24 protein-coding genes are annotated in these 23722 nt (G+C 63.8%); 18 read left to right on the forward strand and 6 right to left on the reverse strand.

Going from position 1 to position 23722, the window contains the following annotated elements; genetic code table 11:
* Positions 1 to 114: 114 nt before the first annotated feature.
* From I6F24_RS13325 to I6F24_RS13370, 10 genes are all read left to right on the forward strand, one after another.
* Positions 115 to 981, forward strand: coding sequence for an IclR family transcriptional regulator (locus tag I6F24_RS13325; RefSeq protein WP_035997958.1), 867 nt, complete (start codon positions 115 to 117; stop codon positions 979 to 981).
* A 66-nt stretch (positions 982 to 1047) separates the two neighbouring features.
* Complete coding sequence (locus I6F24_RS13330) at positions 1048 to 1845, forward strand: ABC transporter ATP-binding protein (RefSeq protein ID WP_036021520.1); 798 nt, start codon at positions 1048 to 1050, stop codon at positions 1843 to 1845.
* Positions 1842 to 2555 (forward strand): ABC transporter ATP-binding protein, encoded by a 714-nt coding sequence (locus I6F24_RS13335; protein ID WP_035997952.1) that lies wholly within the window; start codon positions 1842 to 1844, stop codon positions 2553 to 2555. Before I6F24_RS13330 ends, I6F24_RS13335 begins: the two co-directional genes overlap by 4 nt.
* Positions 2556 to 2568: 13 nt before the next feature.
* A complete protein-coding gene (locus I6F24_RS13340) occupies positions 2569 to 3447 on the forward strand; it encodes a branched-chain amino acid ABC transporter permease (RefSeq protein ID WP_035997949.1) in 879 nt (292 codons plus the stop codon).
* A 2-nt stretch (positions 3448 to 3449) separates the two neighbouring features.
* Positions 3450 to 4469 (forward strand): branched-chain amino acid ABC transporter permease, encoded by a 1020-nt coding sequence (locus I6F24_RS13345; RefSeq protein ID WP_036021517.1) that lies wholly within the window; start codon positions 3450 to 3452, stop codon positions 4467 to 4469.
* A 30-nt stretch (positions 4470 to 4499) separates the two neighbouring features.
* Positions 4500 to 5735, forward strand: coding sequence for an ABC transporter substrate-binding protein (locus I6F24_RS13350; RefSeq protein WP_036021515.1), 1236 nt, complete (start codon positions 4500 to 4502; stop codon positions 5733 to 5735).
* 116 nt (positions 5736 to 5851) lie between these two features.
* Positions 5852 to 7078: an ABC transporter substrate-binding protein gene (locus I6F24_RS13355; protein WP_109142407.1), complete on the forward strand. Its 1227-nt coding sequence runs from the start codon at positions 5852 to 5854 to the stop codon at positions 7076 to 7078.
* Between the two features lie 248 nt (positions 7079 to 7326).
* Complete coding sequence (locus I6F24_RS13360; RefSeq protein WP_036021511.1) at positions 7327 to 8556, forward strand: ABC transporter substrate-binding protein; 1230 nt, start codon at positions 7327 to 7329, stop codon at positions 8554 to 8556.
* Positions 8557 to 8734: 178 nt separating this feature from the next.
* Positions 8735 to 9964, forward strand: a complete 1230-nt coding sequence (locus I6F24_RS13365; protein ID WP_035997932.1) for an ABC transporter substrate-binding protein — start codon at positions 8735 to 8737, stop codon at positions 9962 to 9964.
* A 189-nt stretch (positions 9965 to 10153) separates the two neighbouring features.
* A complete protein-coding gene (locus I6F24_RS13370) occupies positions 10154 to 11437 on the forward strand; it encodes a glycerate kinase (protein WP_036021510.1) in 1284 nt (427 codons plus the stop codon).
* Positions 11438 to 11468: 31 nt separating this feature from the next.
* Here I6F24_RS13370 and I6F24_RS13375 read toward each other — a convergent pair whose 3' ends face one another.
* Positions 11469 to 11990, reverse strand: coding sequence for a MarR family transcriptional regulator (locus I6F24_RS13375; protein ID WP_036021509.1), 522 nt, complete (start codon positions 11988 to 11990; stop codon positions 11469 to 11471).
* Between the two features lie 173 nt (positions 11991 to 12163).
* On the opposite strand from I6F24_RS13375, the gene I6F24_RS13380 reads away from it, so the two are divergent.
* The 3 genes from I6F24_RS13380 to I6F24_RS13390 are packed head-to-tail and all read left to right on the forward strand — an operon-like array spanning position 12164 to position 15707.
* Positions 12164 to 13204 (forward strand): branched-chain amino acid ABC transporter permease, encoded by a 1041-nt coding sequence (locus I6F24_RS13380; protein WP_036036742.1) that lies wholly within the window; start codon positions 12164 to 12166, stop codon positions 13202 to 13204.
* A gap of 5 nt (positions 13205 to 13209) precedes the next feature.
* On the forward strand, positions 13210 to 14979 hold the full coding sequence (locus tag I6F24_RS13385) for a branched-chain amino acid ABC transporter ATP-binding protein/permease (protein WP_051056811.1): 1770 nt from the start codon (positions 13210 to 13212) through the stop codon (positions 14977 to 14979).
* On the forward strand, positions 14976 to 15707 hold the full coding sequence (locus I6F24_RS13390) for an ABC transporter ATP-binding protein (protein ID WP_225149292.1): 732 nt from the start codon (positions 14976 to 14978) through the stop codon (positions 15705 to 15707). Before I6F24_RS13385 ends, I6F24_RS13390 begins: the two co-directional genes overlap by 4 nt.
* 209 nt (positions 15708 to 15916) lie before the next feature.
* Here the strand turns inward: I6F24_RS13390 and I6F24_RS13395 are convergent, their stop codons facing one another.
* A complete protein-coding gene (locus tag I6F24_RS13395) occupies positions 15917 to 16525 on the reverse strand; it encodes a pyridoxamine 5'-phosphate oxidase family protein (protein ID WP_225149293.1) in 609 nt (202 codons plus the stop codon).
* A gap of 121 nt (positions 16526 to 16646) precedes the next feature.
* Between I6F24_RS13395 and I6F24_RS13400 the strand changes: the two genes are divergently transcribed.
* Positions 16647 to 17531: a LysR family transcriptional regulator gene (locus I6F24_RS13400; protein ID WP_035997918.1), complete on the forward strand. Its 885-nt coding sequence runs from the start codon at positions 16647 to 16649 to the stop codon at positions 17529 to 17531.
* 55 nt (positions 17532 to 17586) lie between these two features.
* Here I6F24_RS13400 and I6F24_RS13405 read toward each other — a convergent pair whose 3' ends face one another.
* A complete protein-coding gene (locus I6F24_RS13405; protein ID WP_035997915.1) occupies positions 17587 to 18006 on the reverse strand; it encodes a PaaI family thioesterase in 420 nt (139 codons plus the stop codon).
* 415 nt (positions 18007 to 18421) lie between these two features.
* Between I6F24_RS13405 and I6F24_RS13410 the strand changes: the two genes are divergently transcribed.
* The 4 genes from I6F24_RS13410 (at position 18422) to I6F24_RS13425 (ending at position 22213) form a co-directional block, all read left to right on the forward strand.
* Positions 18422 to 19438 carry a TRAP transporter substrate-binding protein gene (locus I6F24_RS13410; protein WP_036021503.1) on the forward strand — a complete coding sequence of 339 codons (1017 nt, stop codon included), beginning with the start codon at positions 18422 to 18424 and terminating at the stop codon, positions 19436 to 19438.
* Positions 19439 to 19716: 278 nt separating this feature from the next.
* Positions 19717 to 20226 carry a TRAP transporter small permease gene (locus I6F24_RS13415; protein WP_035997911.1) on the forward strand — a complete coding sequence of 170 codons (510 nt, stop codon included), beginning with the start codon at positions 19717 to 19719 and terminating at the stop codon, positions 20224 to 20226.
* Between the two features lie 2 nt (positions 20227 to 20228).
* On the forward strand, positions 20229 to 21548 hold the full coding sequence (locus I6F24_RS13420; RefSeq protein WP_057028189.1) for a TRAP transporter permease: 1320 nt from the start codon (positions 20229 to 20231) through the stop codon (positions 21546 to 21548).
* Positions 21549 to 21751: 203 nt separating this feature from the next.
* Positions 21752 to 22213 (forward strand): DUF3237 domain-containing protein, encoded by a 462-nt coding sequence (locus I6F24_RS13425; protein WP_035997901.1) that lies wholly within the window; start codon positions 21752 to 21754, stop codon positions 22211 to 22213.
* Between the two features lie 83 nt (positions 22214 to 22296).
* On the opposite strand, the gene I6F24_RS13430 is transcribed toward I6F24_RS13425, so the two are convergent.
* The 3 genes from I6F24_RS13430 to I6F24_RS13440 all read right to left on the reverse strand — a co-directional run bounded on the left by I6F24_RS13430 (position 22297) and on the right by I6F24_RS13440 (position 23646).
* A complete protein-coding gene (locus tag I6F24_RS13430; RefSeq protein ID WP_025033895.1) occupies positions 22297 to 22503 on the reverse strand; it encodes a hypothetical protein in 207 nt (68 codons plus the stop codon).
* Between the two features lie 119 nt (positions 22504 to 22622).
* A complete protein-coding gene (locus I6F24_RS13435; RefSeq protein WP_035997898.1) occupies positions 22623 to 22898 on the reverse strand; it encodes a YiaA/YiaB family inner membrane protein in 276 nt (91 codons plus the stop codon).
* 52 nt (positions 22899 to 22950) lie between these two features.
* Positions 22951 to 23646 carry a PspA/IM30 family protein gene (locus tag I6F24_RS13440; RefSeq protein WP_035997892.1) on the reverse strand — a complete coding sequence of 232 codons (696 nt, stop codon included), beginning with the start codon at positions 23644 to 23646 and terminating at the stop codon, positions 22951 to 22953.
* Positions 23647 to 23722: the final 76 nt, after the last annotated feature.

Below are 23722 nucleotides of genomic sequence, written 5' to 3' on the forward strand. Positions count from 1 at the left end.
GGGGATTTACTTTTATTCGATTTCGCATTGCGGAATTTAATTCCGCATCTTGACGGCAGGGTTATTTTGAAGCACGGACGTTGTCAACGACTCCGCGCAAGAAGCAGATCAGGGATGAAGCGTACAGGAAAGAAGACCGCGACCGATCGGAATTTCGTCGTCGCGCTTTCCCGCGGACTGGAAGTATTGCGCGCGTTCCAACCCAATGACGGCCTGCTGGGCAATCAGGAGATTGCGTCCCGCACCAATCTGCCCAAGCCCACCGTGTCGCGGCTGACCTACACGCTGACCAAGCTTGGCTATCTGACGCCGGTTCCTCGCTTCGAGAAGTACCAGCTCGCCCCGGCAGCGATGTCGCTCGGCTACGCGGCGCTGGCCAATCTGGGCGTTCGGCATTTGTCCGAGCCGTTCCGCGAAGAGGTGATGCGCGCGACCGGCGGCGCCGTCGCCGTCGGCGGCCGTGACCGCCACAGCATGATCTATTTCGGGCAGAGCCGCGGCAGCGAGACTGTCGGCGTTCAACTTGACGTCGGCTCGCGCGTGCCGATTGCAACCAGCGCGATGGGCCGCGCCTATTTCTGGGCACTCGATGACGAAGGTCGCGCCGAAGTGTCGCGCATCCTGCGCGAACATTACGGCAGCCGCTGGCCGAAGATGCGCGAGGGCTTGGAACGTTCCGGCGAGACGGTCGCGAAATACGGCTTTGCGATTTCGGTCGGCGATTGGCACGACGACATCGGCGCGGCCGGCGTCGCACTCAAGCTCAACGACGGAACCGGACCTTACGCATTCAATTGCGGCGCGCCCGCATTCCGTTTCACGGAAGAGCGTTTGATCAACGACATTGGACCGCGTCTCTTAGCGATGGTAAGGAACATCGAGGCGGCGCTCGGGGGTCTGATGCCGCATTCAAAAAAAGACATCAGCAAAAAGCTGAAATCAGGAGGAAAAGTTGCGCGTGTGGCCGAGGGATTCAGATAGCCTTTGTCATCATCGGGAGCGGCTCGCATCGCCCCATCGCTCACCGAACGACGTGAGCGAGACGAGATGACGCAGGCACAGCTCGCGCAGGGTAGATCGCCCCTGCTCGCGGTTCGCGACGTCAGCGTCGTGTTCGGCGGCATCGTCGCGCTCAACGGCGTGTCCTTCGACATGCACAAGGGAGCCATCCTCGGATTGATCGGCCCGAACGGCGCCGGCAAGACCACGCTCTTCAACTGCCTGTCGCGGCTGTACCAGCCGTCGTCCGGCGACATCTTGATGGACGGCGTGAGCATCCTGACGCGGCCGCCGCACCGGATCGCCGAGATCGGCATCGGCCGCACCTTCCAGAACGTGGCGCTGTTTCCCAACCTTTCGGTGATGGACAACGTCCGCGTCGGCGCCCATTCGAAGACCTCGAGCGACATTATCAGCGACTCCCTGAAGCTTGCCTGGGTCCGGCGCAGCGAGGCCAGCATCAACAAGAAGGTGCACGAGATCCTTGCTTACCTCGACCTCGAGGACGTCGCCCATACCGTCGTGTCCGGCCTACCGTTCGGTACGCAGAAGCGGGTCGAGCTGGCGCGTGCGCTGGCGGCCGATCCGAAGATCCTGCTGCTCGACGAACCCGCCGGCGGCCTCAACCACGAGGAAGTTCATGTGCTCGGCGACCTCATCCGCAAAATCCGCGACGAGCGCCATATGACCGTGCTCCTGGTCGAGCATCACATGGGCCTCGTGATGTCGATCGCCGACCACGTTGTCGCGCTGAATTTCGGCAAGAAGCTCGCGGAAGGCACGCCCGCCCAGGTGCAGGCGGACCCGGACGTCATCAAGGCCTATCTCGGGAGCAAGGATCAATGACGCCACTGCTCAACGTCAAGGACCTGCGCGCTTATTACGGCCAGGTCCAGGCGCTCCATGGCCTGTCCTTCTCGCTCAATGAGGGCTCGCTCGTGACGCTGCTGGGCGCCAACGGCGCCGGCAAGACCACCACACTGCGCGCGATCTGCAACATGGTGCGCTCCACCGGCGGCGTCGAGTTCGAAGGCAAGCCGCTGAACAACCGTTCGACCGAGAGCATCGTGCGGTTCGGCATCGCCCACGTGCCGCAGGGCCGCGGCACCTTCACCAACATGACGGTGGAAGAGAACCTCCAGCTCGGGGCCATCACCCGCAAGGACCGCGCCGGCATCGTCTCCGACATCGAGCGCATGTACGCGCATTTCCCGGTGTTGAAGCAGCGCCATACCCAGCAGGCCGGCACGCTCTCCGGCGGCGAGCAGCAGATGCTCGCGGTCGCCCGCGCGCTGATGCTGCGACCGCGGCTGATGCTGCTCGACGAGCCCTCCTTCGGCCTCGCGCCGCTGGTGGTGCGCGACCTGTTCGGCATCCTCGGCAAGATCAACCGCGAGGACAAGGTCTCGATCCTGGTGGTCGAGCAGAACGCCCAGCTCGCGCTCGAGCTCGCCGACCAGGCCTATGTGATCGAGACCGGGCGCATCGTGATGTCGGGCAAGGCCAAGGACATCGCGAACAACGAAGAAATCCGCAAATCCTATCTGGGTTACTGAGGGAGCCGGCACAATGGAGCTGTTCACCAACCAGGTCCTGGCCGGCATCGCCACGGGGGCGATTTATGCCTGCATGGCGCTCGCCGTGGTCATGATCTACCAGGCCATCGACCATCTCAACTTCGCGCAAGGCGAGATGGCGATGTTCTCGACCTTCATCTCATGGCAGCTGATGCAGTGGGGCGTGTCTTATTGGGCTGCCTTCCTGATCACGCTGGCATTTTCTTTCGTTGCCGGCATCGCGATCGAGCGCATCCTGTTCAAGCCGCTCGTCAAGGCGCCGGTGCTCACCAACGTCGCCGGCTTCATCGCGCTGTTTGCGATCATCAACTCCTCGGCGGGCCTGATCTGGGACTTCACGATCAAGCAATATCCGACCCCGTTCGGCTCCGCACCGTTCCTCGGCAGCCAGCTGATCTCGACGCACCAGGCCGGCATGATCGGCGTCACCGTGGCGCTGCTGCTCGCGCTCTATTTCTTCTTCCAGTACACGCGCATCGGCCTTGCGATGCGAGCCGCAGCGTCGGTGCCCGAATCGGCCCGCCTCGTCGGCATCAACACGAGCTGGATGATCGCGCTCGGCTGGGGCATGGCGACCGCGATCGGCTCGATCGCCGGCATGCTGATCGCGCCTGTCGTATTCCTCGAGCCGAACATGATGGGCGGCGTGCTGATCTACGGCTTCGCCGCGGCGGTGCTCGGCGGGCTGTCGAGCCCGTTCGGCGCCGTGGTCGGCGGCTTCCTGGTCGGCGTGTTCGAGAACCTCGCCGGTACCTACATCCCCGGCGTCGGCAATGAGCTGAAACTCCCGATCGCGCTCGCGCTGATCATCTCCGTCCTGGTCGTCAAACCCGCTGGTCTGTTCGGCCGGCATATCGTCAAGCGAGTTTGATCATGAGCGCAGCAGAAGAAGTCGTCGCCGAGGGCCACGAGGCGGTCGAGGCGGTTCCGAAGCGGGCCATGACGCTGGGCACCGGCACGTCGCTGGTGGTGCTGGCCGCGCTGTTGATCGTGCCGATGTTCGTCAAGAACTTCATCATCTTCCAGATGACGATGCTCCTGATCTACGGGCTCGCGGTGCTGGCGCTGAACATCCTGACCGGCGGAAGCGGCCAGTTCTCGCTCGGCCAGAGCGCGTTCTACGCCGTCGGCGCCTATGTGTCTGCGGTGCTGATGGAACATGCCAACGTCAACTACGCGCTGACCATTCCGATCTCCGCCGTGATTTGCTTCGGATTCGGTTACCTGTTCGGCAAGCCGGCGCTGCGGCTGTCGGGCATCTATCTCGCGCTCGCGACCTTTGCGCTCGCGACCGCGATGCCGCAGTTGCTCAAGCTGAACTTCCTCGAGCACTGGACCGGCGGCGTGCAGGGCCTCGTCGTCACCAAGCCGGACGCACCGTTCGGCTTGCCGATGTCGCAGGACATGTGGCTGTACTACTTCACGCTCGCCGTGACGGTCGCGATCTACATCTTCTCGGTGAACCTGTTGCGCTCCCGCTCGGGCCGCGCCTTCATGGCGATCCGCGACAACGAGATCGCGGCCTCCTCCATGGGCGTCAACGTCGCGCTGTACAAGACGCTGGCCTTCGGCGTGTCCGCCGGCATCACCGGCGTTGCCGGCTCGCTCGGCGCCATCGCGGTGCAGTTCGTCGCGCCCGACAGCTACACCATCACGCTCGCGATCTCGCTGTTCCTCGGCATGGTGGTCGGCGGCGTCGGCTGGCTGCCCGGCTCGTTCGTCGGCGCGGCCTTCATCATCTTCGTGCCGAACATGGCGGAGAGCATCTCCAAGGGCCTCTCCGGCGCAGTGTTCGGCGTGCTGCTGTTCCTCGTCATCTACCTCGTGCCGCATGGCGCAAGGCAGGTGGCGATCCTGGGCCAGCAACTCGTCGGCAAGCTCAGGAAGAACTGAAGACCCGTTGAATTAACCAAGGAGACCGAATTGTATTTTGGAAGAACACTGCGAGCCGCCGCGCTGATCACGGCAACGGCGGCCATCACTCTCACCTCCGGCGCTGCACTCGCCCAAAAGAAATACGACACCGGCGCGTCCGATACCGAGATCAAGATCGGCAACATCATGCCGTACAGCGGTCCGGCGTCGGCCTATGGCATCATCGGCAAGACCGAAGAAGCCTATTTCAAGATGATCAACGACAAGGGCGGCATCAACGGCCGCAAGATCAACTTCGTCACCTATGACGACGGCTATTCGCCGCCGAAGGCCGTCGAGCAGGTCCGCAAGCTGGTCGAGAGCGACGAGGTGCTGGTCGTTTTCAATCCGCTCGGCACGCCCTCGAACAGTGCGATCCAGAAGTATCTGAACTCCAAGAAGATCCCGCAGCTCTTCGTCGCGACCGGCGCCACCAAGTGGAACGACCCGAAGAACTTCCCCTGGACCATGGGCTGGCAGCCCTCCTACCAGAGCGAAGCGCAGATCTACGCGAAGTGGCTGATGAAGGAGAAGCCGGACGCCAAGATCGCGATCCTCTACCAGAACGACGATTTCGGCAAAGACTACCTCAAGGGCACCAAGGACGGCCTCGGCGCCAAGGCCTCGTCCATGATCGTCATGGAGGAGAGCTACGAGGTCTCCGAGCCGTCGATCGACGGCCATATCGTCAAGATCAAGGCCGCCAATCCCGACGTGCTGCTGATCTACACCACGCCGAAGTTCGCGGCCCAGACCATCAAGAAGACCGCCGAGCTCAGCTGGAAACCGCTCCAGATCCTCACCAACGTGTCGATCTCGGTCGGCAGCGTGATGAAGCCGGCTGGCTTCGAGAACGCGCAGGGCGTGCTGTCGGCCGCCTACGCCAAGGACTCCACGGATCCGCAATGGGCCAACGACCCAGGCATGAAGAAGTGGAACGAGTTCGTCGACAAGTACATGCCGGGTGCCGACAAGTCGGACACCAGCATGGTCTACGGCTATGGCGCCGCGTCGACGCTGGCCAAGGTGCTGGAGATGTGCGGCGACGATCTCACTCGCGCCAACATCATGAAGCAGGCCGCCTCGTTGAAGGACTTTGCCCCGGATACGCTGCTGCCCGGCGTCAAGATCAACACCAGCGCCACCGACTTCGCTCCGATCGCGCAGCTGCAGATGATGCGCTTCAAGGGCGAGAAGTGGGAACTGTTCGGCGAGATCATCAGCGGTGACGTCGCCTCCGAGTGACGCGTGACGCGATGATCGAGGACGAGGAGCCCCCGCGGACAGTCGCGGGGGCTTTTTGTTGACGACAGGCGCCAATCTTGTTCAATGCGATCGATCCATCCCGGGGTAGGAGAGCAATGGCCGCCGTTCGTTCCCAGGTTGCGACGCTCTGGGCCGCGCTTGCCTTGTGCACTGCAATGAGCGGCGAGGCGCTGGCGCAGAAGAAATACGACAGCGGCGCCTCCGATACCGAGATCAAGATCGGTAACATCATGCCCTACAGCGGTCCGGCCTCCGGCTATGCTGCGATCGGCAGGACCGAGGAAGCCTACTTCAACAAGATCAATGCCGAGGGCGGCATCAACGGCCGCAAGATCAGATTCATCTCCTATGACGACGGCTATTCGCCGCCGAAGACGGTGGAACAGGCGCGAAAACTGGTCGAGAGCGACAACGTGCTGCTGATCTTCGGCTCGCTCGGCACCTCCACCAACAGCGCCATCCGCAAGTACATGAACGAGAAGAAGGTGCCGCAATTGTTCGTGGCGAGCGGCGCCTCGAAATGGAACGACCCCAAGCAATATCCCTGGACCATGGGCTGGCAGCCGAGCTACGTCAGCGAGGCTCGGATCTATGCCAAATACATCATGAAGGAGAAGCCAAACGGAAAGATCGGCGTGCTCTACCAGAACGACGATTTCGGCAAGGACTATCTAAACGGGTTGAAGGAGGGCCTCGGCGCCAAGGCTTCGATGATCGTGCGGGAGGAGGCCTACGACACGTCCGAGCCCGCAATCGACGAGCGAGTCGTGAAGCTGAAGGCGGCCGGCGCCGATATCTTCATCAGCCTCACCAACCAGAAATTCGCCGCGCAGGGAATCAAGAAAGCCGCGGAGATCAACTGGCATCCGATGCACATCATCTCCAACGTCTCGGCTTCGGTCAGCGGCGTATTGGAGCCGGCGGGCATTGAAGTCTCGCAAGGCATCCTGTCGGCGACCTACACCAAGGACGGCTCCGACCCGCAGTGGAATGCCGACGACGGCATGAAGAAGTTCTACAGTTTCCTCGCGCAATACGAGCCCAGGGCCAACAAGCTCGATGCCGGCGTCGTGTACGGCTATGCCGCCGCACAGACCATCGTGAAGGTGCTGCAGATGTGCGGCGACGATCTCACCCGCGAGAACGTCATGAAGCAGGCCGCCAGCCTGAAGGACTTCGCACCCGACACGCTGCTGCCAGGCATCAAGATCAACACCGCGCCCGACGATTTCGCCCCGATCGAGCAGCTGCAGATGATGCGCTTCAAGGGCAGGAAATGGGAGCTGTTCGGCGACATCATCTCGAGCGAGATGAGCCACTGAACGACGCAATTCAAAATAGCCGCCTTCTCGTAAAGCAACTCAAGCGGTGAGTTTGCCCCGCAAAAAGAATCTCACGCGCCGGAATATTCAGCACCGCCTTCGACGAGATCGCCGCCTGCGCGAGGGCCGTGCAGGCGTTCTTCTTGCTGACGGCCGTGGATAGGTATTGAATGCGTGACGGAGCGACGCGCAACGATCGCTCCCAATAAGAACAAACGACACATTCAATCCTGTCCAGGGAGATCAAAATGCCTGCAATGCATGTGCGATTGGGGGCCTTCTCGGCTGCCCTCGTGCTAGCCGCCACGCTGTCCACGACAGCGCTCGCGCAGAAGAAATACGACACCGGCGCATCCGACACGGAGATCAAGATCGGCAACATCATGCCCTATAGCGGTCCCGCGTCCGCCTACGGCGTGATCGGCAAGACCGAAGAGGCCTATTTCCGCAAGATCAACGCAGAAGGCGGCATTAACGGCCGCAAGATCAACTTCATCACCTATGACGACGCCTATTCCCCGCCGAAGACCGTGGAGCAGGCGCGCAAGCTGGTCGAGAGCGACGAGGTGCTGCTGATCTTCAACTCGCTCGGCACCCCGCCGAACTCGGCGATCCAGAAGTACATGAACCAGAAGAAGGTTCCGCAGCTGTTCGTCGCCACCGGCGCCACGAAGTGGAACGACCCGCAGACCTTCCCGTGGACGATGGGCTGGCAACCCAACTACCAGATCGAGGCGATCATCTACGCCAAGTACATCCTGAAGAACCATCCGAACGCCAAGATCGCCGTGCTCTACCAGAACGACGATTACGGCAAGGACTATCTGAAGGGGTTCAAGGACGGGCTCGGAGCCAAGGCCGCCTCGATGATCGTCATCGAGGACAGCTACGAAGTCTCCGAGCCGACCATCGACTCCCACATCGTCAAGATGAAGTCGACCAACGCCGACGTGTTCTTCAACATCACGACGCCGAAATTCGCGGCACAGGCGATCAAGAAGAACGCCGAGATCGGCTGGAAGCCGCTGCACTTCCTCAACAACGTCTCGGCCTCGATCGGCAGCGTAATCAAGCCGGCCGGATTCGAGAACGCGCAGGACATCATCTCGTCGCAATATTTCAAGGATCCGACCGACGCGCAGTGGAAAAATGACAAGGCGATGATCGCCTGGAACGAATTTCTGGATAAGTACTATCCTGAAGCGAACCGCGCCGATGCCTCGGTAATGTACGGCTACATCGTCGCCCAAGGCCTCGTTCACGTGCTCAAGGCCTGCGGTGACAATCTCACCCGCGAGAACATCATGAAGCAGGCCGCCAACATCAAGGACTTCGAGCCGGCGGGCTTGTTGCCGGGCATCAAGGTCAACACCTCGGCGACCGATTTCGCGCCGCTCTCGCAACTGCAGCTGATCCGGTTCAAGGGCGAGCATTGGGTGCCATTTGGCGAGGTGCTGAGCGGCGACGTCGGCGGCTGACCATTAACCACTTGCTCAAGATGTAGCCAAATCGACTAAAGACGCAGCCCCTGCGGCCATGCCGCAGGGGCTTTTCCTTGAAGCGTTCAGGCAAATCGTATTGAATTGCGGCCGCGTCGCGAAGAAAAACGAGACAAGAAAAGGGACGCACACACAAAGAAAAAACAGGGAGATTGGAATGCCTGCTGTCACCGGCAAGCTTGCGGCCGCATCATTGGCGCTCGCGCTCATCGCGGCCTCGGCCTCAACCGCAACGGCCCAAAAAAAATACGATACCGGTGCGACCGACACCGAGATCAAGATCGGCAACATCATGCCCTACAGCGGACCGGCCTCCGCCTACGGCATCATCGGTCGCACCGAAGCCGCCTATTTCAAGAAGATCAACGAAGAGGGCGGCATCAACGGCCGCAAGATCAATTTCGTCTCCTACGACGACGCCTACTCGCCGCCGAAGACGGTGGAGCAGGCGCGCAAGCTGGTCGAGAGCGACGAGGTGCTGCTCGTCTTCAACTCGCTCGGCACGCCGCCGAACTCCGCGATCCAGAAATACATGAACTCGAAGAAGGTGCCGCAGCTGTTCGTCGCCACCGGCGCTACCAAGTGGAACGATCCGCAGAACTTCCCGTGGACCATGGGCTGGCAACCCAACTACCAGAGCGAGACGCAGATCTACGCGAAATACATCCTCAAGGCCATGCCGAACGCCAAGATCGGCGTGCTCTACCAGAACGACGATTACGGCAAGGATTACCTGAAGGGCCTGAAGGACGGCTTGGGGGCCAAGGCCGCGAGCATGATCGTGCTGGAGGAAAGCTACGAGACGTCGGAGCCGACCATCGACAACCACATCGTCAAGCTGAAAGCCACCGGCGCCGACGTCTTCATCAACATCACCACGCCGAAGTTCGCGGCGCAGGCGATCAAGAAGATCTCCGAGATCGGCTGGAAGCCGACCCACTTCCTCAACAACGTCTCGGCCTCGGTCGGCAGCGTGATCAAGCCCGCCGGCTTCGAGAATTCGCAGGACATTATCTCGGCCGCCTATCTGAAGGACGTCTCCGATCCGCAGTGGAAGGACGACGCCGGCATGAAGGCGTTCCTGGAGTTCATGACGAAGTACTTCCCCGAGGGCGACAAGCTCGACGGCGGCACCATCGTCGGCTACGGCGTCGCGCAGACGCTGGTCGAAGTGCTGAAGAAATGCGGCGACAATCTCACGCGCGAGAACGTCATGAAGCAGGCGGCGAGCCTGAAGGACTTCCGCACCGAAGTGCTGCTGCCCGGCATCAAGATCAGTACCGGGCCGAACGACTTCGCACCGATCAGCTCGCTGCAGCTGATGAAGTTCAAGGGCGACAAGTGGGACCTGTTCGGCGAGGTGATCAGCGCCGACGCCGGCGGCTAGAAGCTTCAAAGCCCGGACGACGAGCCCCCTGCGCTGATCGCGCAGGGGGCTTCTGCTTGTGTGGCAATTATGATCACGCGATTGCACAATCGAATGACGGCGAAGGCGCTTACGCTTTGGCACACGATGCGGTAGGCAGATGGCGGCGACCTCCTCGCCGCCAGTCCAGTCTGCGCAAGGCCATTGTCCATGACCGACCGACGCCCCCTGCTCCGCGCGCTCTACGACGCGGCCGTCGCCGCCGCCCATCCCGAAATGGTGCTGGCCCCTCACCTGCGACCTGCGCCCAGGGGGCGCGTGATCTGCCTCGCGGCCGGCAAGGGCGCCGGCGCGATGGCCGCAGCCGCGGAGCGGCATTATCTCGATGCGCTGGGATTGGCGCCGGAGCGCCTCGTCGGCATCGCCACCACGCGCCACGGCTACGGCGTGCCGACGCGCAGCATTCGCGTGGTCGAGGCCGGTCATCCCGTGCCTGACGAAGCCGGCCTGAAGGGCGCGGCCGACACGCTCGCACTCGCGGGCGAGGCCGGGCCGGACGATCTCCTGCTGGTGCTGCTCACCGGCGGCGGCTCGGCCAACTGGATCGCGCCGGTGGACGGCATCAGCTTCGCGCAGAAGCAGGCGGTCAACAAGGCGCTGCTGCGCTCGGGCGCGCCGATCGGCGAGATGAACGTCGTGCGCAAGCACCTGTCGCGGATCAAGGGCGGCCGCCTCGCCCGCGCTGGCAGCAACGCCGCGGAGATCGTGACGCTCGCGATCTCCGACGTGCCGCATGACGATCCGTCCGCGATCGCCTCCGGCCCCACCGTGCCCGATCCGACCACGCTGGCGGATGCGCGCGCGATCGTGGCGAAATACAGGCTCGACATCGACGATGCGGTGCGCCGCGCGCTCGACGATCCCAACAACGAGAGCTGCAAGCCGGGCGACGCCGCCTTTGCGCGCGCCTCGTTCGAGCTGATCGCGCGGCCCAAGCAGTCGCTGGACGCCGCGGTCAAGCTCGCGCGCGAGGCCGGCTACGAGACCATCGATCTCGGCGCCGATCTCGAAGGCGAGGCGCGCGAGGTCGCCGCCGATCACGCCAGGCTGGCGCTTCAGGCACGCAGCCAGGGCAAGCGCGTCGCGATTCTCTCCGGCGGCGAGCTCACGGTCACCGTGCGCGGCAACGGGCGCGGCGGGCCGAACCAGGAATACGCGCTGGCGCTGGCTTCGCTCTTGAAGGACACTTCCGGCATCGCGGCGCTGGCCGGCGACACCGACGGCGCCGATGGCGGCGCCGGCCACCCGACCGACCCCGCCGGCGCGCTGATCGATGCGGCGACGTTCGCGAAGATGAAGGCGCTGGGGCTCGAGCCGCATGCCTATCTCGCCAACAACGACGCCACCACGTTTTTCGAGGCGACCGGCGACCTGCTACAGCCTGGACCGACGCTGACCAACGTGAACGACATCAGGGCGATCTTGGTGGATTGACGTTCGCTTACCCTCCCCTGGAGGGTAAGAGTCAAAACTCGTTGGCGATCTTCGCGAGCATCCCGATCAGGGCTTCGCGGTTGGCCTGGCCGAGCAAGTCGTTCAGCCGGGCCTCGTGCTTGGTGGCGACGAGCTTCTTGGCGCGCGCCAGCACGGCCTTGCCCTTGTCGGTCAAGACCAGGATGTGCGAGCGGCGGTCGTTGGTGGAGCGGATCCGCGCGCAGAGGTCGCGGCTCTCCAGATTGTCGAGCATGGCTACGAAGTTCGGCCTGAGGATGCCGAGCGTGGAGGCGATCTCGGTCTGGTTACGGCCGGGGTTCTTCTCGACCAGCAGCAGCACCGAGAACTGCGCTGGCGTCAGCTGGAGCGAGGCCATGCAGCGCAGAAAATTCTCGAACACCTTGAGCTGCGCACGTTTCAGGACATAGCCGAGCTGCTCGGAAAGCTCGCCGAGCTGGAGGGCCTCCGCCTGCGGCTCGCTCGCGTCCTTGCGGCCCTTGGCCACGTCGGCCGGCTTGTCGGAGGACTTTTCAGCGGTTTTGGAAACGGTCATCGCCTCGTGCTCGTAATCCCGCTAAATTCCGGGGCGGGTCGTTCCCACCCTTGAAGTTATATTTGATAATTGTTATGGACCATACCAAATATCGCCTGCGTTTTTCAATGGCTGTGAGCGGACCGTCCACCGCAATCGAGGGGACCGGTCCGGATTAGGGGGAGCGTCCGGTCTTGAATACCACCATCATGCTGTTCCTGGTGCAGGACGGCATCACCAATGGCGCGATCTATGCGCTGCTCGGCCTGGCGCTGGTGCTGGTGTTCGCCGTCACCCGGGTCATCCTTATTCCCCAGGGCGAATTCGTCACCTATGGCGCGCTGACCTATGCCTCGCTGGCCGCCGGCCAGATGCCGGGCACGGCAAAGCTGGCGCTGGCGCTCGGCATCGGCGCCTTCGCCTTCGACCTGTTCGTGGCGCGCAAGGCGCTGCACGGGCGGCTGGTCGTCCGCAGCTTCATCGCCAACGTCGTGCTGCCCGCGATCGTGCTGGCGCTGACCCTGTCCCTCGCCGCGCAGAAGCCGCCGGTCGCGGTCTGCATCGCGCTGTCGCTGGTGATCGTGGCGATGATCGGCCTCTATCTCTACCGCATCGCCTTCCAGCCGCTGGCGCACACCTCGGTGCTGGTGCTGCTGATCGCCTCGGTCGGCGTCCATCTCGCGCTGCAGGGACTTGGCCTGTTGTTCTTCGGCGCCGAAGGCCAGCGCGGGCCTGCCGTGCTGTCCGGCGCCTTCACCGCCGGCGCATTGCGCTTCACCGGCCAGAGCATCACCGTCTATGCCATCACCATCGCCTTCATCGTCGCGCTCTGGCTGTTCTTCGGCCTGACGCTCTACGGCAAGGCGCTGCGCGCGACCGCGGTCAACCGGCTCGGGGCGCGGCTAGCCGGCATCCGCACCACGCTGTCGGGCCAGATCGCCTTCCTGCTGGCTTCCGTGATCGGCGCACTCTCCGGCATCCTGATCGTGCCGATCACGACACTGTATTACGACTCCGGCTTCCTGATCGGGCTGAAGGGCTTCGTTGCCGCGATCATCGGCGGCCTGGTCAGCTATCCCCTCACCGCCGTCGCGGCGCTGGTGGTCGGCATCGTCGAGGCGTTCTCGTCCTTCTATGCCTCCAACTACAAGGAGGTGATCGTCTTCATGCTGCTGATCCCCGTGCTGCTGCTGCGCTCGCTCGCCGCGCCCGCGGTCGAGGAAGAGAAGGACTGAGCCCGATGCAGAGCCGGCTTCCCATCCTCGTCTTCGCGATCCTCATGGCGGCGATCCCGCTCATCCCGGGCGTGCCCCCGTTCTGGATCGTGCTGCTCGACAATATCGGCCTTGCCGCGCTGGTCGCGATGGGCCTCGTGCTGCTGACCGGCGTCGGCGGCCTCACCTCGTTCGGGCAGGCCGCCTTCGTCGGTTTCGGTGCCTACACCACCGCCGTGCTGACGACGGCCTATGGCCTGTCGCCCTGGCTGACGCTGCCGCTGTCGCTCGTGGTCAGCGGCTCGCTCGCGGTGCTGCTCGGGCTGATCACCGTACGCCTCTCGGGGCATTACCTGCCGCTCGGCACGCTCGCCTGGGGGCTTGGGCTGTTCTACCTGTTCAGCAAGCTGGAGTTTCTGGGACGCAACGACGGCATCTCGGCGATCCCGCCGCTGTCGATCGGTGCCTTCAAGATGCTCTCGCCCGGCTCGATCTATTACGCAATCTGGGTCGCCGTAATCCTCTCCGCCCTGCTGACGATGAACCTCTTGGACTCCCGCACCGGCCGCGCCATCCGCGCGCTGCGCCGCGGCCATGTCGCCGCCGAAGCGTTCGGCGTCCACACGCCGCGGGCAAAGCTGCTGGTGTTCATCCACGCCGCGGTGCTCGCCGGCCTGTCCGGGTGGCTCTACGCCCATCTCCAGCGCGCCGTGAACCCGACGCCGTTCGGCGCGCATATGGGCATCGAATACCTTTTCATCGCAGTGGTCGGCGGCGCCGGCTATGTCTGGGGCGGCGTGCTGGGCGCGGCGATTGTCGTGATCCTGAAAGAGGTGCTGCAGAGCTATCTGCCGCTGATCCTGCCGGGCTCCGGCCAGGTCGAGACCATCGTGTTCGGCATCATGCTGGTGGCGCTGCTGCAGCTTGCGCCCGGCGGCCTCTGGCCCTGGCTGATGTCGTTCTTGCCCGAGCGCACCGACGGCAGGAAGCCGGACACCTCGCTGAAGCTGGAGCATCGCACCCGCGCGCCTGCCGAGACCGGCGTCCTGCTTCAGGTCGAGAAGGCGCGAAAGCAATTTGGCGGCGTGGTCGCGGTGAACAACGTGTCCTTCGACGTGCAGGCCCGCGAGATCGTCGCGCTGATCGGCCCGAACGGCGCCGGCAAGAGCACGACCTTCAACCTGATTACCGGCGTGCTGTCGGCAACCTCGGGCTCGATCTCGGTGCTCGGCAGGAAGGTCGACAACGCGCCGCCGCAGGAGATCGTCAAGCTCGGTATCAGCAGGACCTTCCAGCACGTCAAGCTCGTCCCCGACATGACCGTGCTGGAGAACGTCGCGATTGGCGCACATTTGCGCGGCCATTCCGGCCCAATCTCCTCGATGCTGCGGCTCGACCGCGCTGACGAGGCCAAGCTGCTCGCCGAGGCCGCCCGCCAGATCGAGCGCGTCGGCCTCGCCGAGCAGATGCACCAGCTGGCAGGCTCGCTCTCGCTCGGCCAGCAGCGCATCGTCGAGATCGCCCGCGCGCTCTGCGTCGATCCGATGCTGCTGCTGCTCGACGAGCCGGCAGCCGGACTGCGCCACATGGAAAAGCAGCGGCTGGCAACACTGCTCCGCGAGCTGCGCGACGGCGGGATGTCCGTCCTTTTGGTCGAGCACGACATGGGCTTCGTGATGAACCTTGCCGACCGCATCGTGGTGCTCGATTTCGGCACCAAGATCGCGGAGGGCACGCCGGCGACGATCAAGACCAATCCCGAAGTGATCAAGGCCTATCTCGGAGTGGCGGCATGAGCACCCTGTTGTCCGTCACCGACGCGCATGTCGCCTATGGCAAGGTCGAGGCAGTGCGTTCGGTCTCGCTCGAGGTCGGCAGCAACGAGATCGTCACCATCGTCGGCGCCAACGGCGCCGGCAAGACCACGCTGCTCTCGGCCATCATGGGCATCCTGCCGCTGAAGGGCCGCGTCGCCTTTGCCGGGCAGGATCTCGCCCGGCTCGACATCGAGGACCGCGTCGCGATGGGGCTCGGTCTCGTTCCCGAGCATCGCGAATTGTTCGTGACCATGAATGTCGAGGACAATCTCGAGCTGGGCGCGTTCCGGATCGAGCGCAGCAAGGCCAAAGCCTCGATGGAGCGGGTCTATGCGCTGTTTCCGCGGCTCAAAGAGCGGCGCAAGCAGCTCGCCGGCACGCTCTCCGGCGGCGAGCAGCAGATGCTCGCGATGGGCCGCGCGCTGATGGGCGAGCCGAAGCTCCTGATGCTGGACGAGCCGAGCCTCGGCCTTGCCCCGATCATCGTCGCCGACATCTTCCGCATCGTCACCGAGCTCCGCGCCGCCGGCGTCTCCGTGCTGCTGGTCGAGCAGAACGCGCAGGCCGCGCTGAAGATCGCGGACCAGGCCTATGTCATGGAGCTCGGCGAGTTCGTGCTCAGCGGCAAGGCCAGCGACATCGCCGCCAACGAACGGGTCGCGGCAAGCTATCTCGGCTTCCAGCACGAAGGCGAAAGTGTGATTTAGCGATTCAGCGCTCTTCTTCCCTTCTCCCCTTGTGGCAGAAGGTGGCGCGAAGCGCCGGATGAGGGGTTCTCTCCGCGCGTGAGACCGTCCGAGAGGATAGAACCCCTCACCCGGCTTCGATGCTTCGCATCGAATCCACCCTCTCCCACAAGGGGAGAGGGTGCACCGCGCAGCCTGCTTCAGCTTTCGTTAGAGGCTAAGCTCGCCGCCTACCCCTTCAACGCCGCAAGCTCCGCCTCCAGCTCTGCGATCCTCGCATCTCTCGCGGCGAGCGCGGCCGCGACATCGGCTGCATCAAACTTCTGCGGGATGTGCTGCGGGCAGTTGGTGTCCCAGGCCGCGATCTTGAACAGGATCACTTGCTCGGGCCGGGCGCGGTAGCCTTTCGGCATCAGCGACGTGGTCAGGGCTTCGTCGTTCTCGACCACGCGCGCCTCGCCCCAGATCTTCACCCGGCGGCGGTGGGCGTAGTCCATCACGAAGATGTAGGCCTTGGAATTCTCCGAGAGATTTCCTTGCGTGATGAACTGCTGGTTGCCGGCGTAGTCGGCGAAGGCGAGCGTCTGCTTGTCCAGCACCTTGAGAAAGCCCTTCGGGCCGCCGCGGTGCTGGATGTAGGGCTGGCCGTCGGCTGAAGCCGTGGCAAAATAGAAGCTGTTGGCGTCGGCCAGGAACGCGGCGAGATTGTCGTCGACCTCGGTGCGCCAGCCGCGCTGCTCGCTGCGCGCATAGGCCTCGCGCGAGCCCTTGCGCGCCTGGATCGTCTTCACCGCCGGCGAAAAGGCCACGTCGCTGGCATAGGTGTGAACTGCCGTCATCGGAACATCTCCTGAAATTCCGGCGCATTGCTGCGTCTTCCGCACCTAATCTGGACCTTTCGGCGTCTAAAACAATTGAGCAGCTTGACACTTCATCATTGCAATATATGCAATAATGTCCATGGACCGGCTCGAAGCCATGCACGTCTTCGTCACCGTGGCCGACCTGCGCGGCTTTGCGCCGGCGGCGCGCAAACTGCGGCTGTCGCCGTCGGCGGTGACGCGGATGATCGCGGCGCTGGAGGAGCATCTCGGCGCGCGGCTGCTGCAGCGGACCACGCGGCAGGTGGCGCTGACCGACGTCGGCACGCGCTACCTGGAGCGCGCGCGGCGCATCCTCGCCGACGTCGAGGAGGCTGACGGCTCGGCGCGGGAGGAGCGCAATCGGCCGAGCGGGCGTCTCGTCGTGTCCGCGCCGGTCGGCTTCGGCCGGCTGCATGTCGGGCCTCTCATGACCGCCTATCTCAAGCGCTATCCCGAGGTCGCCGCCGAACTCAGGCTGTCCGACCATCTCGTCAACCTCGTCGAGGACGCCGTCGATGCCGCGGTGCGGATCGGCCATCTCGCTGATTCCTCGCTTGTGGCGCGCCAGGTCGGCGAGATGCGGCGGATCGTGGTGGCCGCGCCCGGTTATCTCAAGCGCAACGGCGAGCCGAAGACGCCGGAAGCGCTCGCCACGCACCAGACCATCCAGTTCGGCCCCTGGTCCGAATGGCGTTTCCTGCGCGACGGCCGCGATATCGGGCTGCCGCTGTCGCCTCGCTTCATCAGCAACAGCGCCGACGCCGCCCTGCAATACGCCGAGGCCGGCGGCGGCGTGACGCGGGTGCTGGCCTATCAGGCCGCCGAGGGCCTGAAGCGCGGGCGCCTGAAGATCGTACTGGCGCAATACGAGCAGCCGGCGCTGCCGATCCACATCGTCTACCCGACCTCGCGCCTGCTCTCGGCCAAGGTGCGCGCGTTCGTCGACCTCGTGGTGGAGACGGCGGAGTGGAGGTTTGGGTGATCTTTTCCGTCATGGCCGGGCTTGCCCCGGGCATGACGACGGAGAGAGTTGGGCCTCACCCCTTCTTCGGCACTACCCGAAACGTGCCGCTGGCCCGCGCGATCACGGCGTCGTCCGCCTTCACCAGGCACTGCGCGAAGCAGATCGTGTTCCCGGTCTTGATCGCCTCGCCCTCGACCGCCAGCCATTGGCCGATCTCGGCGGCGCCGACATAGTCGACCGACAGCGAGATGGTGACGAATGACGTGGTCCAGCCCGTCGCCTGGGCGCAGCTGTAGCCCATGGCGGCGTCAGCGAGCGCCGCGATCAGCCCGCCATGGATCAATCCGCGGGCGTTGGTGTGCGGCGTCGCCAGGCGCAGTCCGACGGTGACGCCCTTATCGGTCTTCTTCGAATAGAGCGGCTCCCAGGGATCGGTCAGCGGCGCTTTGCGGAAATGTGGCTCGTAGCCGGCGGGGATGTCGGTGCGGGTCATGGCGGTCTCGCTTCATTGCCTTGGCTGCATTGGAAGCGAATGACGCGAGGAATGCATCACCTACAAAGCTTTAAACGGAATTTGTGCAGATGTTTGAAACGAGCCCCGCCATCGCCGCAACGGCCCGACGATTGCGACCTTTGTCCGCAATACATGCTGCTTCCGATCCTGTTAGGCTTTGGCCGCAGCCTGCTTGTGGCAAAGGCTCGCAGGCGATAATTATACCATATAACGTTTGCGCAAAGGGAGAGCGGTGGTCGCCCGAGCAGCGACAAATCCATGCAACATGACTGACGTAGATGGCGCGACACGGCGGGCCTCAGTTCCGGCTTGAACGCGCCGGCGAATTAGATAACATGTTAATTAACGAGACCGGGCCAACGAAGCCCGCCGTCGCAAAAGGGAGAGACGCGTGATGAGGAAAGCCTGTCTGGCCTTGCTGCTGGCAGCAAGCGTGAGCCCCGCGCTCGCGCAGGACAAGACATTTGACCTGAAGGTCTCGCACTGGGTGCCGGCATCGCATCCGCTGCAGAAATCGCTGGAAGACTGGGTGGCTGCGGTGAACAAGGATTCCGGCGGCACCATTACCGGCAAGGTGTTTCCGGCCCAGCAGCTCGGCAAGGCCTTCGACCATTACGACATGGCGCGCGACGGCATCGCCGACGTCACCTATGTCAATCCCGGCTACCAGCCCGGCCGCTTCCCGATCATCGGCGCCGGGGAATTGCCGTTCCTGATCTCGGATGCCAAGGGCGGCTCGATGGGGCTCGACGCGTGGTATCGCAAATTTGCCGAGAAGGAGATGAAGGACGTCAAATACTGCCTCGCCTTCGTCCACTCGCCCTCCTCGTTCCATTCCCGCACCAAGAAGATCGTCAACCCCGAGGACGTGAAGGGCATGAAGATCCGCCCGGCGCACGCTACCATGGCGAACTTCGTCACCTCGCTTGGCGGCACCAATGTGCAGTCCTCGGCGCCGGAAGTGCGCGACATCATCGAGCGCGGCGTCGCCGACGGCGTCACCTTCCCCTGGGGCTCACTGGTGCTGTTCGGCATCGACAAGGTGACCAAGTACGACATGGAGGCGCCGCTCTACACCACGACCTTCGTGTTCGTGATCAACAAGGACAAGTACAATGCGATGTCCGACAAGCAGAAGGCCGCGATCGACAAGAACTGCACGGTCGAGATGGCAGGCGCGGTCGGCGAGCATTGGGGCAAGTTCGAGGACGCCGGCATCGCCAAGGTGAAGGCGGAATCCAGCCATGAGGTCTACAAGCTGACGCCCGAGCAGATCGCCGCCTGGAAGAAGGCCGCCGAGCCGCTGGTCAAGACCTGGGGCGACGGCGCCAAGAAGGCCGGTGCCGATCCCGACGCCGCGCTCGCGGATCTCAAGGCCTCGCTGAAGAAATACAACGCGCTGGCGGAGTGACGCGGTGGCGAAGGAAACGCGGCGGCGGGATTGGTCCTGCCGCCGTTGCCTTGCAAGCTGAGAGCAGGTGAGGAGCGCACCGTGTCTCTTCCCCCTCTCCCCGCTTGCGGGGAGAGGGTTGGGGTGAGGGGGAGTCTCCGCAGGACGGTGACAATTGGACTCGTGGATAGTCCCTCTCACCCGCCACGCTTCGCGTGTCGGCCTCTCCCCGCAAGCGGGAGAGGCGAAGTGCCGTCGCCAGAGCCGAGAATGAGAATAGCAGTGCTTAGGAAACACCCATGAAGCGCTCCTGGATGGATCGCGTGATTGACTCGATCGAATGGATCGCGGCCGGCTTCGTCGGCATCGTCGCGCTCGACATCTTCCTGTCGGTGCTCTTGCGCAACACGCTGAACTATTCGATCCCCGACAGCTTCGACATCGGCCGAATGCTGCTCGGCATCCTCATTTTCTGGGGCATCGCGGCAACCTCCTATCGCGGCACCCACATCACCGTCGACCTGGTCTGGGGCAATGTCGGGCCGCGCCATCAGCGCTGGATCGACGTGTTCGCGACCCTGGTGCTGCTGTTCGTCGTCACCGTGCAGACCTGGACGCTGTTCGACAAGGTCCGGCTGACCTACAACGACAACGTTCAGACCTTCGACCTGCACATGCCGACATGGCCGTTCTTCCTCGTCGCGTGGATCGGTGACGTCTGCGCCGTGCTGCTGATCGCGATCCGCACGTACCGGCTGATCTTCCACCCCGAAGACATGCATGAACCCAAGATCAAGGTGACGGAGTAACCATGAGTACCGACGCCGTCGCCGTCATCGGCTTCGTCGCCCTGTTCGCCCTGATGCTGCTGCGCGTGCCGGTCGGCATGGCCATGGGCCTCGTCGGCGTGTGCGGCTTCAGCTATCTCGTGGGCTCGACACCGGCCCTGAAGATGGTCGGTCAGGTCACCATGCGCACCGTGACCGACTACACCTTCGGCGTCATCCCGATGTTCCTGCTGATGGGCTCCTTCGTCAGCAATTCCGGCATGAGCCGCGAGCTATTCCGCGCCGCCAACGGTTTCGTCGGACATTTGCGCGGCGGACTCGGCATTGCCACCGTCGGCGCCTGCGGCGGCTTTGCCGCAATCTGCGGCTCCTCGGTCGCGACCGCCGCGACCTTCTCCGCCGTCGCCTATCCCGAGATGCGCCGCTTCGGCTATCCGCAATCCTTCGCCACCGGCGTGATCGCGGCCGGCGGCACCCTGGGCGCGATGCTGCCGCCCTCCACCGTGCTCGCCGTCTACGGCATCATCACCGAGCAGGACATCGGCAAGCTGTTCATCGCCGGCATCATCCCGGGCCTGCTCGCGATGACCATGTACATGATCACGATCTCCCTGATCGGCTATTTCCGCCCCGACTTCCTGCCCAAGGGCAAGGTGACGCCGTGGCGCGAGCGCTTTGCCGGATTGAAGGAGATCTGGGCGCCGGTGCTGCTGTTCATCTTCGTCATCGGCGGCCTCTACGGCCTGCCCTTCCTGCCGCGCTTCACGCCAACCGAGGCCGGCGGCGTCGGCGCGACCGGGGCCTTCATCATCGGCGTGCTGACCGGCCGGCTCGACCGCGAGAAGGTGCTGGCCTCGCTGCTGCAGGCGACGCGCACCGCGGCTGCGGTGTTCACCGTGCTGATCGGCGCGCTGATCTTCGGCTATTTCCTCACGGTGACGCAGACGCCGCAGAAGGTGACGGAATTCCTCACCGGGCTCGGCCTCGGCCCCTACGGCGTGCTGGCGCTGATCATGGTGATGTATCTCGTGCTCGGCTGCCTGATGGATGCCATGGCGATGATCATCCTGACCGTGCCGATCATCTTCCCGGTGATCATGCATCTGGGGTTCGATCCGATCTGGTTCGGCATCATCATCGTCGTGACCGTCGAGCTCGGCCTGATCACTCCGCCCGTGGGCATGAACGTCTTCGTCATAAAAAGCGTGGTGAAGGACGTCTCCTTCTCCACCATCTTCAAGGGCGTAAGCCCGTTCGTGGCAACGGACCTCGTGCGCCTCGTGATCCTGATCGCCTTCCCGCTGCTGGCAACCTGGCTGCCGACGCGGATGATGGCGCATTAGAGGTGACAAGATTGAATGCCGCACGGCGTGGCTGCTTCCCCTCTCCCCTTGTGGGAGAGGGTGGCTCGCCGCGATAGCGGCGAGACGGGTGAGGGATCTCTCTCCGCGAGCACGCTTGTGGAGATAGACCCTTCATCCGGCGCTTCGCGCCACCTTCTCCCACAAGGGGAGAAGGGAAGGCTCGTCGATAATTGGAGGCAGAGATGACCACCCCGACCCTCGAAACAAGATACGTTTTCACCATCACCGCGCGGATCGGCGACGTCGTGACCGCGGGCGAGACCGGGATCGGCGTCCGCCGCATCATTCCGATCATCGGCGGCGAGGTGACGGGCGCGGTCAGCGGAAAGGTGCTCCCCTTCGGCGCCGATTTCCAGACCATCCGGCCCAACGAGTTGATCGATCTCGAAGCGAAATACGCCTTCGAGACCGACGACGGTGCGACCGTCTACGTCGAGAACAAGGGTATGCGCTTCGGCCCGGTCGAGCTGTTGCACAAGCTCAAGCGCGGCGAGCCGGTCGATCCGAAGCTGATCTATTTCCGCACCGTGCCGAAGTTCGAGACCGGGCACGAGACGTACCGCTGGCTGATGGAGCACATCTTCGTGGCGTCAGCGGCGCGCCATGCGGATCGCGTCGTGATCGACGTGCATCAGGTGATGTGAGGGAGAGGCCGTAGGGCCCTCACCCGGATCGCGGCAGACGATGCTGCGCATCGCCGAAGCGACCCGGGTAGAGGCGAAGACGCCTACAACGTCTCTTGCTTATGCCCGCAGTTCTTGCAGGCGAACTTGACGCGGGTCTGGCCCTTCTCCGCCTGCACCCGGTTCGGCGCTCCGCACTTGCCGCAGACAGCCTCGATGCGGGTCGTGCCCTGCTTGACCACGATGGTCTTCTTTTCCATCGATTCGCGGATCAGGCGCTCGGCCTCCTCGCGCAGGGATTGTTTCGACAAAGCTCGTCTCCGCCTCTGGAAAGCGCGAGAGCCATATCGCACCTGCACGCGAAGCACAATGCACCCTGCCTGCCGCGCGCGCCCCTGTCGCCCCAGAGCGCGCGCTGCGACCGTTCGCCTTACGCCGCCTTGGAGACCTCCATTAGCAGCCGCTCGGCCTTGGCATCCTCGATGCGGTTCACGAGGCGGCTGCTCTCATGATTGTCGCGCACGGTCTTGGTCAGGGTGACGCAGGTCTGGATCATCATCACGATGCCCATGGTGAGATAACCCTTCATCCAGAGGTCGATCGGCAGGAAGAAGATGCCGATGGCGACGAGGAAGGCGGAAGCTGCGAAGGACGCGTAGGTGAAGCTCACCCAGGCGCCGCTGTGGGGCTGGCCATTCTGGTTCATGATGGTCTCCTGTCGATTGGAATGATGATTGCGTTCGGATTGGAACTTGAGATCAGGCCGCCGGCATGCGCCTGGACTTCAAGCGCGCCAGCACATCGTCGGCGGTCGTCTTGAGCCGCGGGCCGAAGCCCTGCTCGGCGAGTCGTTCGGCGGTGGCGAGCGGGCCGGTGGCCGCGTCGAGCTCGACCAGGGCATCGTCGGCCGCCTGAGCCTCCATCTGCCGCTCGCGCAGACGCCTCAGCGTCCCCTCCGCCTCCGGCAATGTCGATTCATAGGGGCGCGCGGCCTCGATGCCGCTGCGGCGAAGCGAGCGCACCGCTTCCGAGGCGCGGGCGATCCGGCGACCGCGATCGAGCTCGGTGATGCGGGCCTGCGCGTTGGCGACGTGGCGCTTCAGCCTGATGATCTCGGTCGCGAACAGCGCGCGCGCCGTCATGGCCGCATCGCGATCGGCCTCCAGCGCCGCAATGGCTTCGGCGGCCTCCTTGGCGAGGTCCTCGCGGCCGCCATCCAGCGCCGCAACGGCACGGGTCTCGAGATCGGCGATACGCGCATTCGTGGCCTCGAGCTTGCGGCCTTCCTGCTGGTCCTGCGCGATTGCCAGCGCCAGCGTGCGCTTGCTGCGCTCGACGGCTGCGGCTGCATCGCGCATCTGCTGATCCAGGATCAGAAGGGCGGTGCGATCTTCCAGTTCCTCGCCCGCAGCGGCGACGCTGCCGCGGAAGAGGGTCACGACGGTCTTGAACATTGGTTGCTCCCTGTCTATGAGCGTTGCTCACAGATGGTTTGTAGCAGGAAACTTGAACATCGTTCAATATTATTTT

This window comes from Bradyrhizobium sp. BRP23, assembly GCF_020194135.1.
GTDB classification, from domain to species: Bacteria; Pseudomonadota; Alphaproteobacteria; order Rhizobiales; family Xanthobacteraceae; genus Bradyrhizobium; species Bradyrhizobium yuanmingense.

Bases quoted from the DNA above. Each gene is read 5' to 3' on its own strand.
- I6F24_RS13335 (WP_035997952.1), top strand. From the start codon at position 1,842: ATGACGCCACTGCTCAACGTCAAGGACCTGCGCGCTTATTACGGCCAG.
- I6F24_RS13435 (WP_035997898.1), bottom strand. From the start codon at position 22,898: ATGAACCAGAATGGCCAGCCCCACAGCGGCGCCTGGGTGAGCTTCACC.
- I6F24_RS13370 (WP_036021510.1), top strand. From the start codon at position 10,154: ATGACCGACCGACGCCCCCTGCTCCGCGCGCTCTACGACGCGGCCGTC.
- I6F24_RS13400 (WP_035997918.1), top strand. From the start codon at position 16,647: ATGGACCGGCTCGAAGCCATGCACGTCTTCGTCACCGTGGCCGACCTG.
- I6F24_RS13385 (WP_051056811.1), top strand. From the start codon at position 13,210: ATGCAGAGCCGGCTTCCCATCCTCGTCTTCGCGATCCTCATGGCGGCG.
- I6F24_RS13345 (WP_036021517.1), top strand. From the start codon at position 3,450: ATGAGCGCAGCAGAAGAAGTCGTCGCCGAGGGCCACGAGGCGGTCGAG.
- I6F24_RS13425 (WP_035997901.1), top strand. From the start codon at position 21,752: ATGACCACCCCGACCCTCGAAACAAGATACGTTTTCACCATCACCGCG.
- I6F24_RS13395 (WP_225149293.1), bottom strand. From the start codon at position 16,525: ATGACGGCAGTTCACACCTATGCCAGCGACGTGGCCTTTTCGCCGGCG.
- I6F24_RS13440 (WP_035997892.1), bottom strand. From the start codon at position 23,646: ATGTTCAAGACCGTCGTGACCCTCTTCCGCGGCAGCGTCGCCGCTGCG.
- I6F24_RS13325 (WP_035997958.1), top strand. From the start codon at position 115: ATGAAGCGTACAGGAAAGAAGACCGCGACCGATCGGAATTTCGTCGTC.
- I6F24_RS13340 (WP_035997949.1), top strand. From the start codon at position 2,569: ATGGAGCTGTTCACCAACCAGGTCCTGGCCGGCATCGCCACGGGGGCG.
- I6F24_RS13330 (WP_036021520.1), top strand. From the start codon at position 1,048: ATGACGCAGGCACAGCTCGCGCAGGGTAGATCGCCCCTGCTCGCGGTT.
- I6F24_RS13355 (WP_109142407.1), top strand. From the start codon at position 5,852: ATGGCCGCCGTTCGTTCCCAGGTTGCGACGCTCTGGGCCGCGCTTGCC.
- I6F24_RS13365 (WP_035997932.1), top strand. From the start codon at position 8,735: ATGCCTGCTGTCACCGGCAAGCTTGCGGCCGCATCATTGGCGCTCGCG.
- I6F24_RS13410 (WP_036021503.1), top strand. From the start codon at position 18,422: ATGAGGAAAGCCTGTCTGGCCTTGCTGCTGGCAGCAAGCGTGAGCCCC.
- I6F24_RS13375 (WP_036021509.1), bottom strand. From the start codon at position 11,990: ATGACCGTTTCCAAAACCGCTGAAAAGTCCTCCGACAAGCCGGCCGAC.
- I6F24_RS13390 (WP_225149292.1), top strand. From the start codon at position 14,976: ATGAGCACCCTGTTGTCCGTCACCGACGCGCATGTCGCCTATGGCAAG.
- I6F24_RS13405 (WP_035997915.1), bottom strand. From the start codon at position 18,006: ATGACCCGCACCGACATCCCCGCCGGCTACGAGCCACATTTCCGCAAA.
- I6F24_RS13420 (WP_057028189.1), top strand. From the start codon at position 20,229: ATGAGTACCGACGCCGTCGCCGTCATCGGCTTCGTCGCCCTGTTCGCC.
- I6F24_RS13360 (WP_036021511.1), top strand. From the start codon at position 7,327: ATGCCTGCAATGCATGTGCGATTGGGGGCCTTCTCGGCTGCCCTCGTG.
- I6F24_RS13415 (WP_035997911.1), top strand. From the start codon at position 19,717: ATGAAGCGCTCCTGGATGGATCGCGTGATTGACTCGATCGAATGGATC.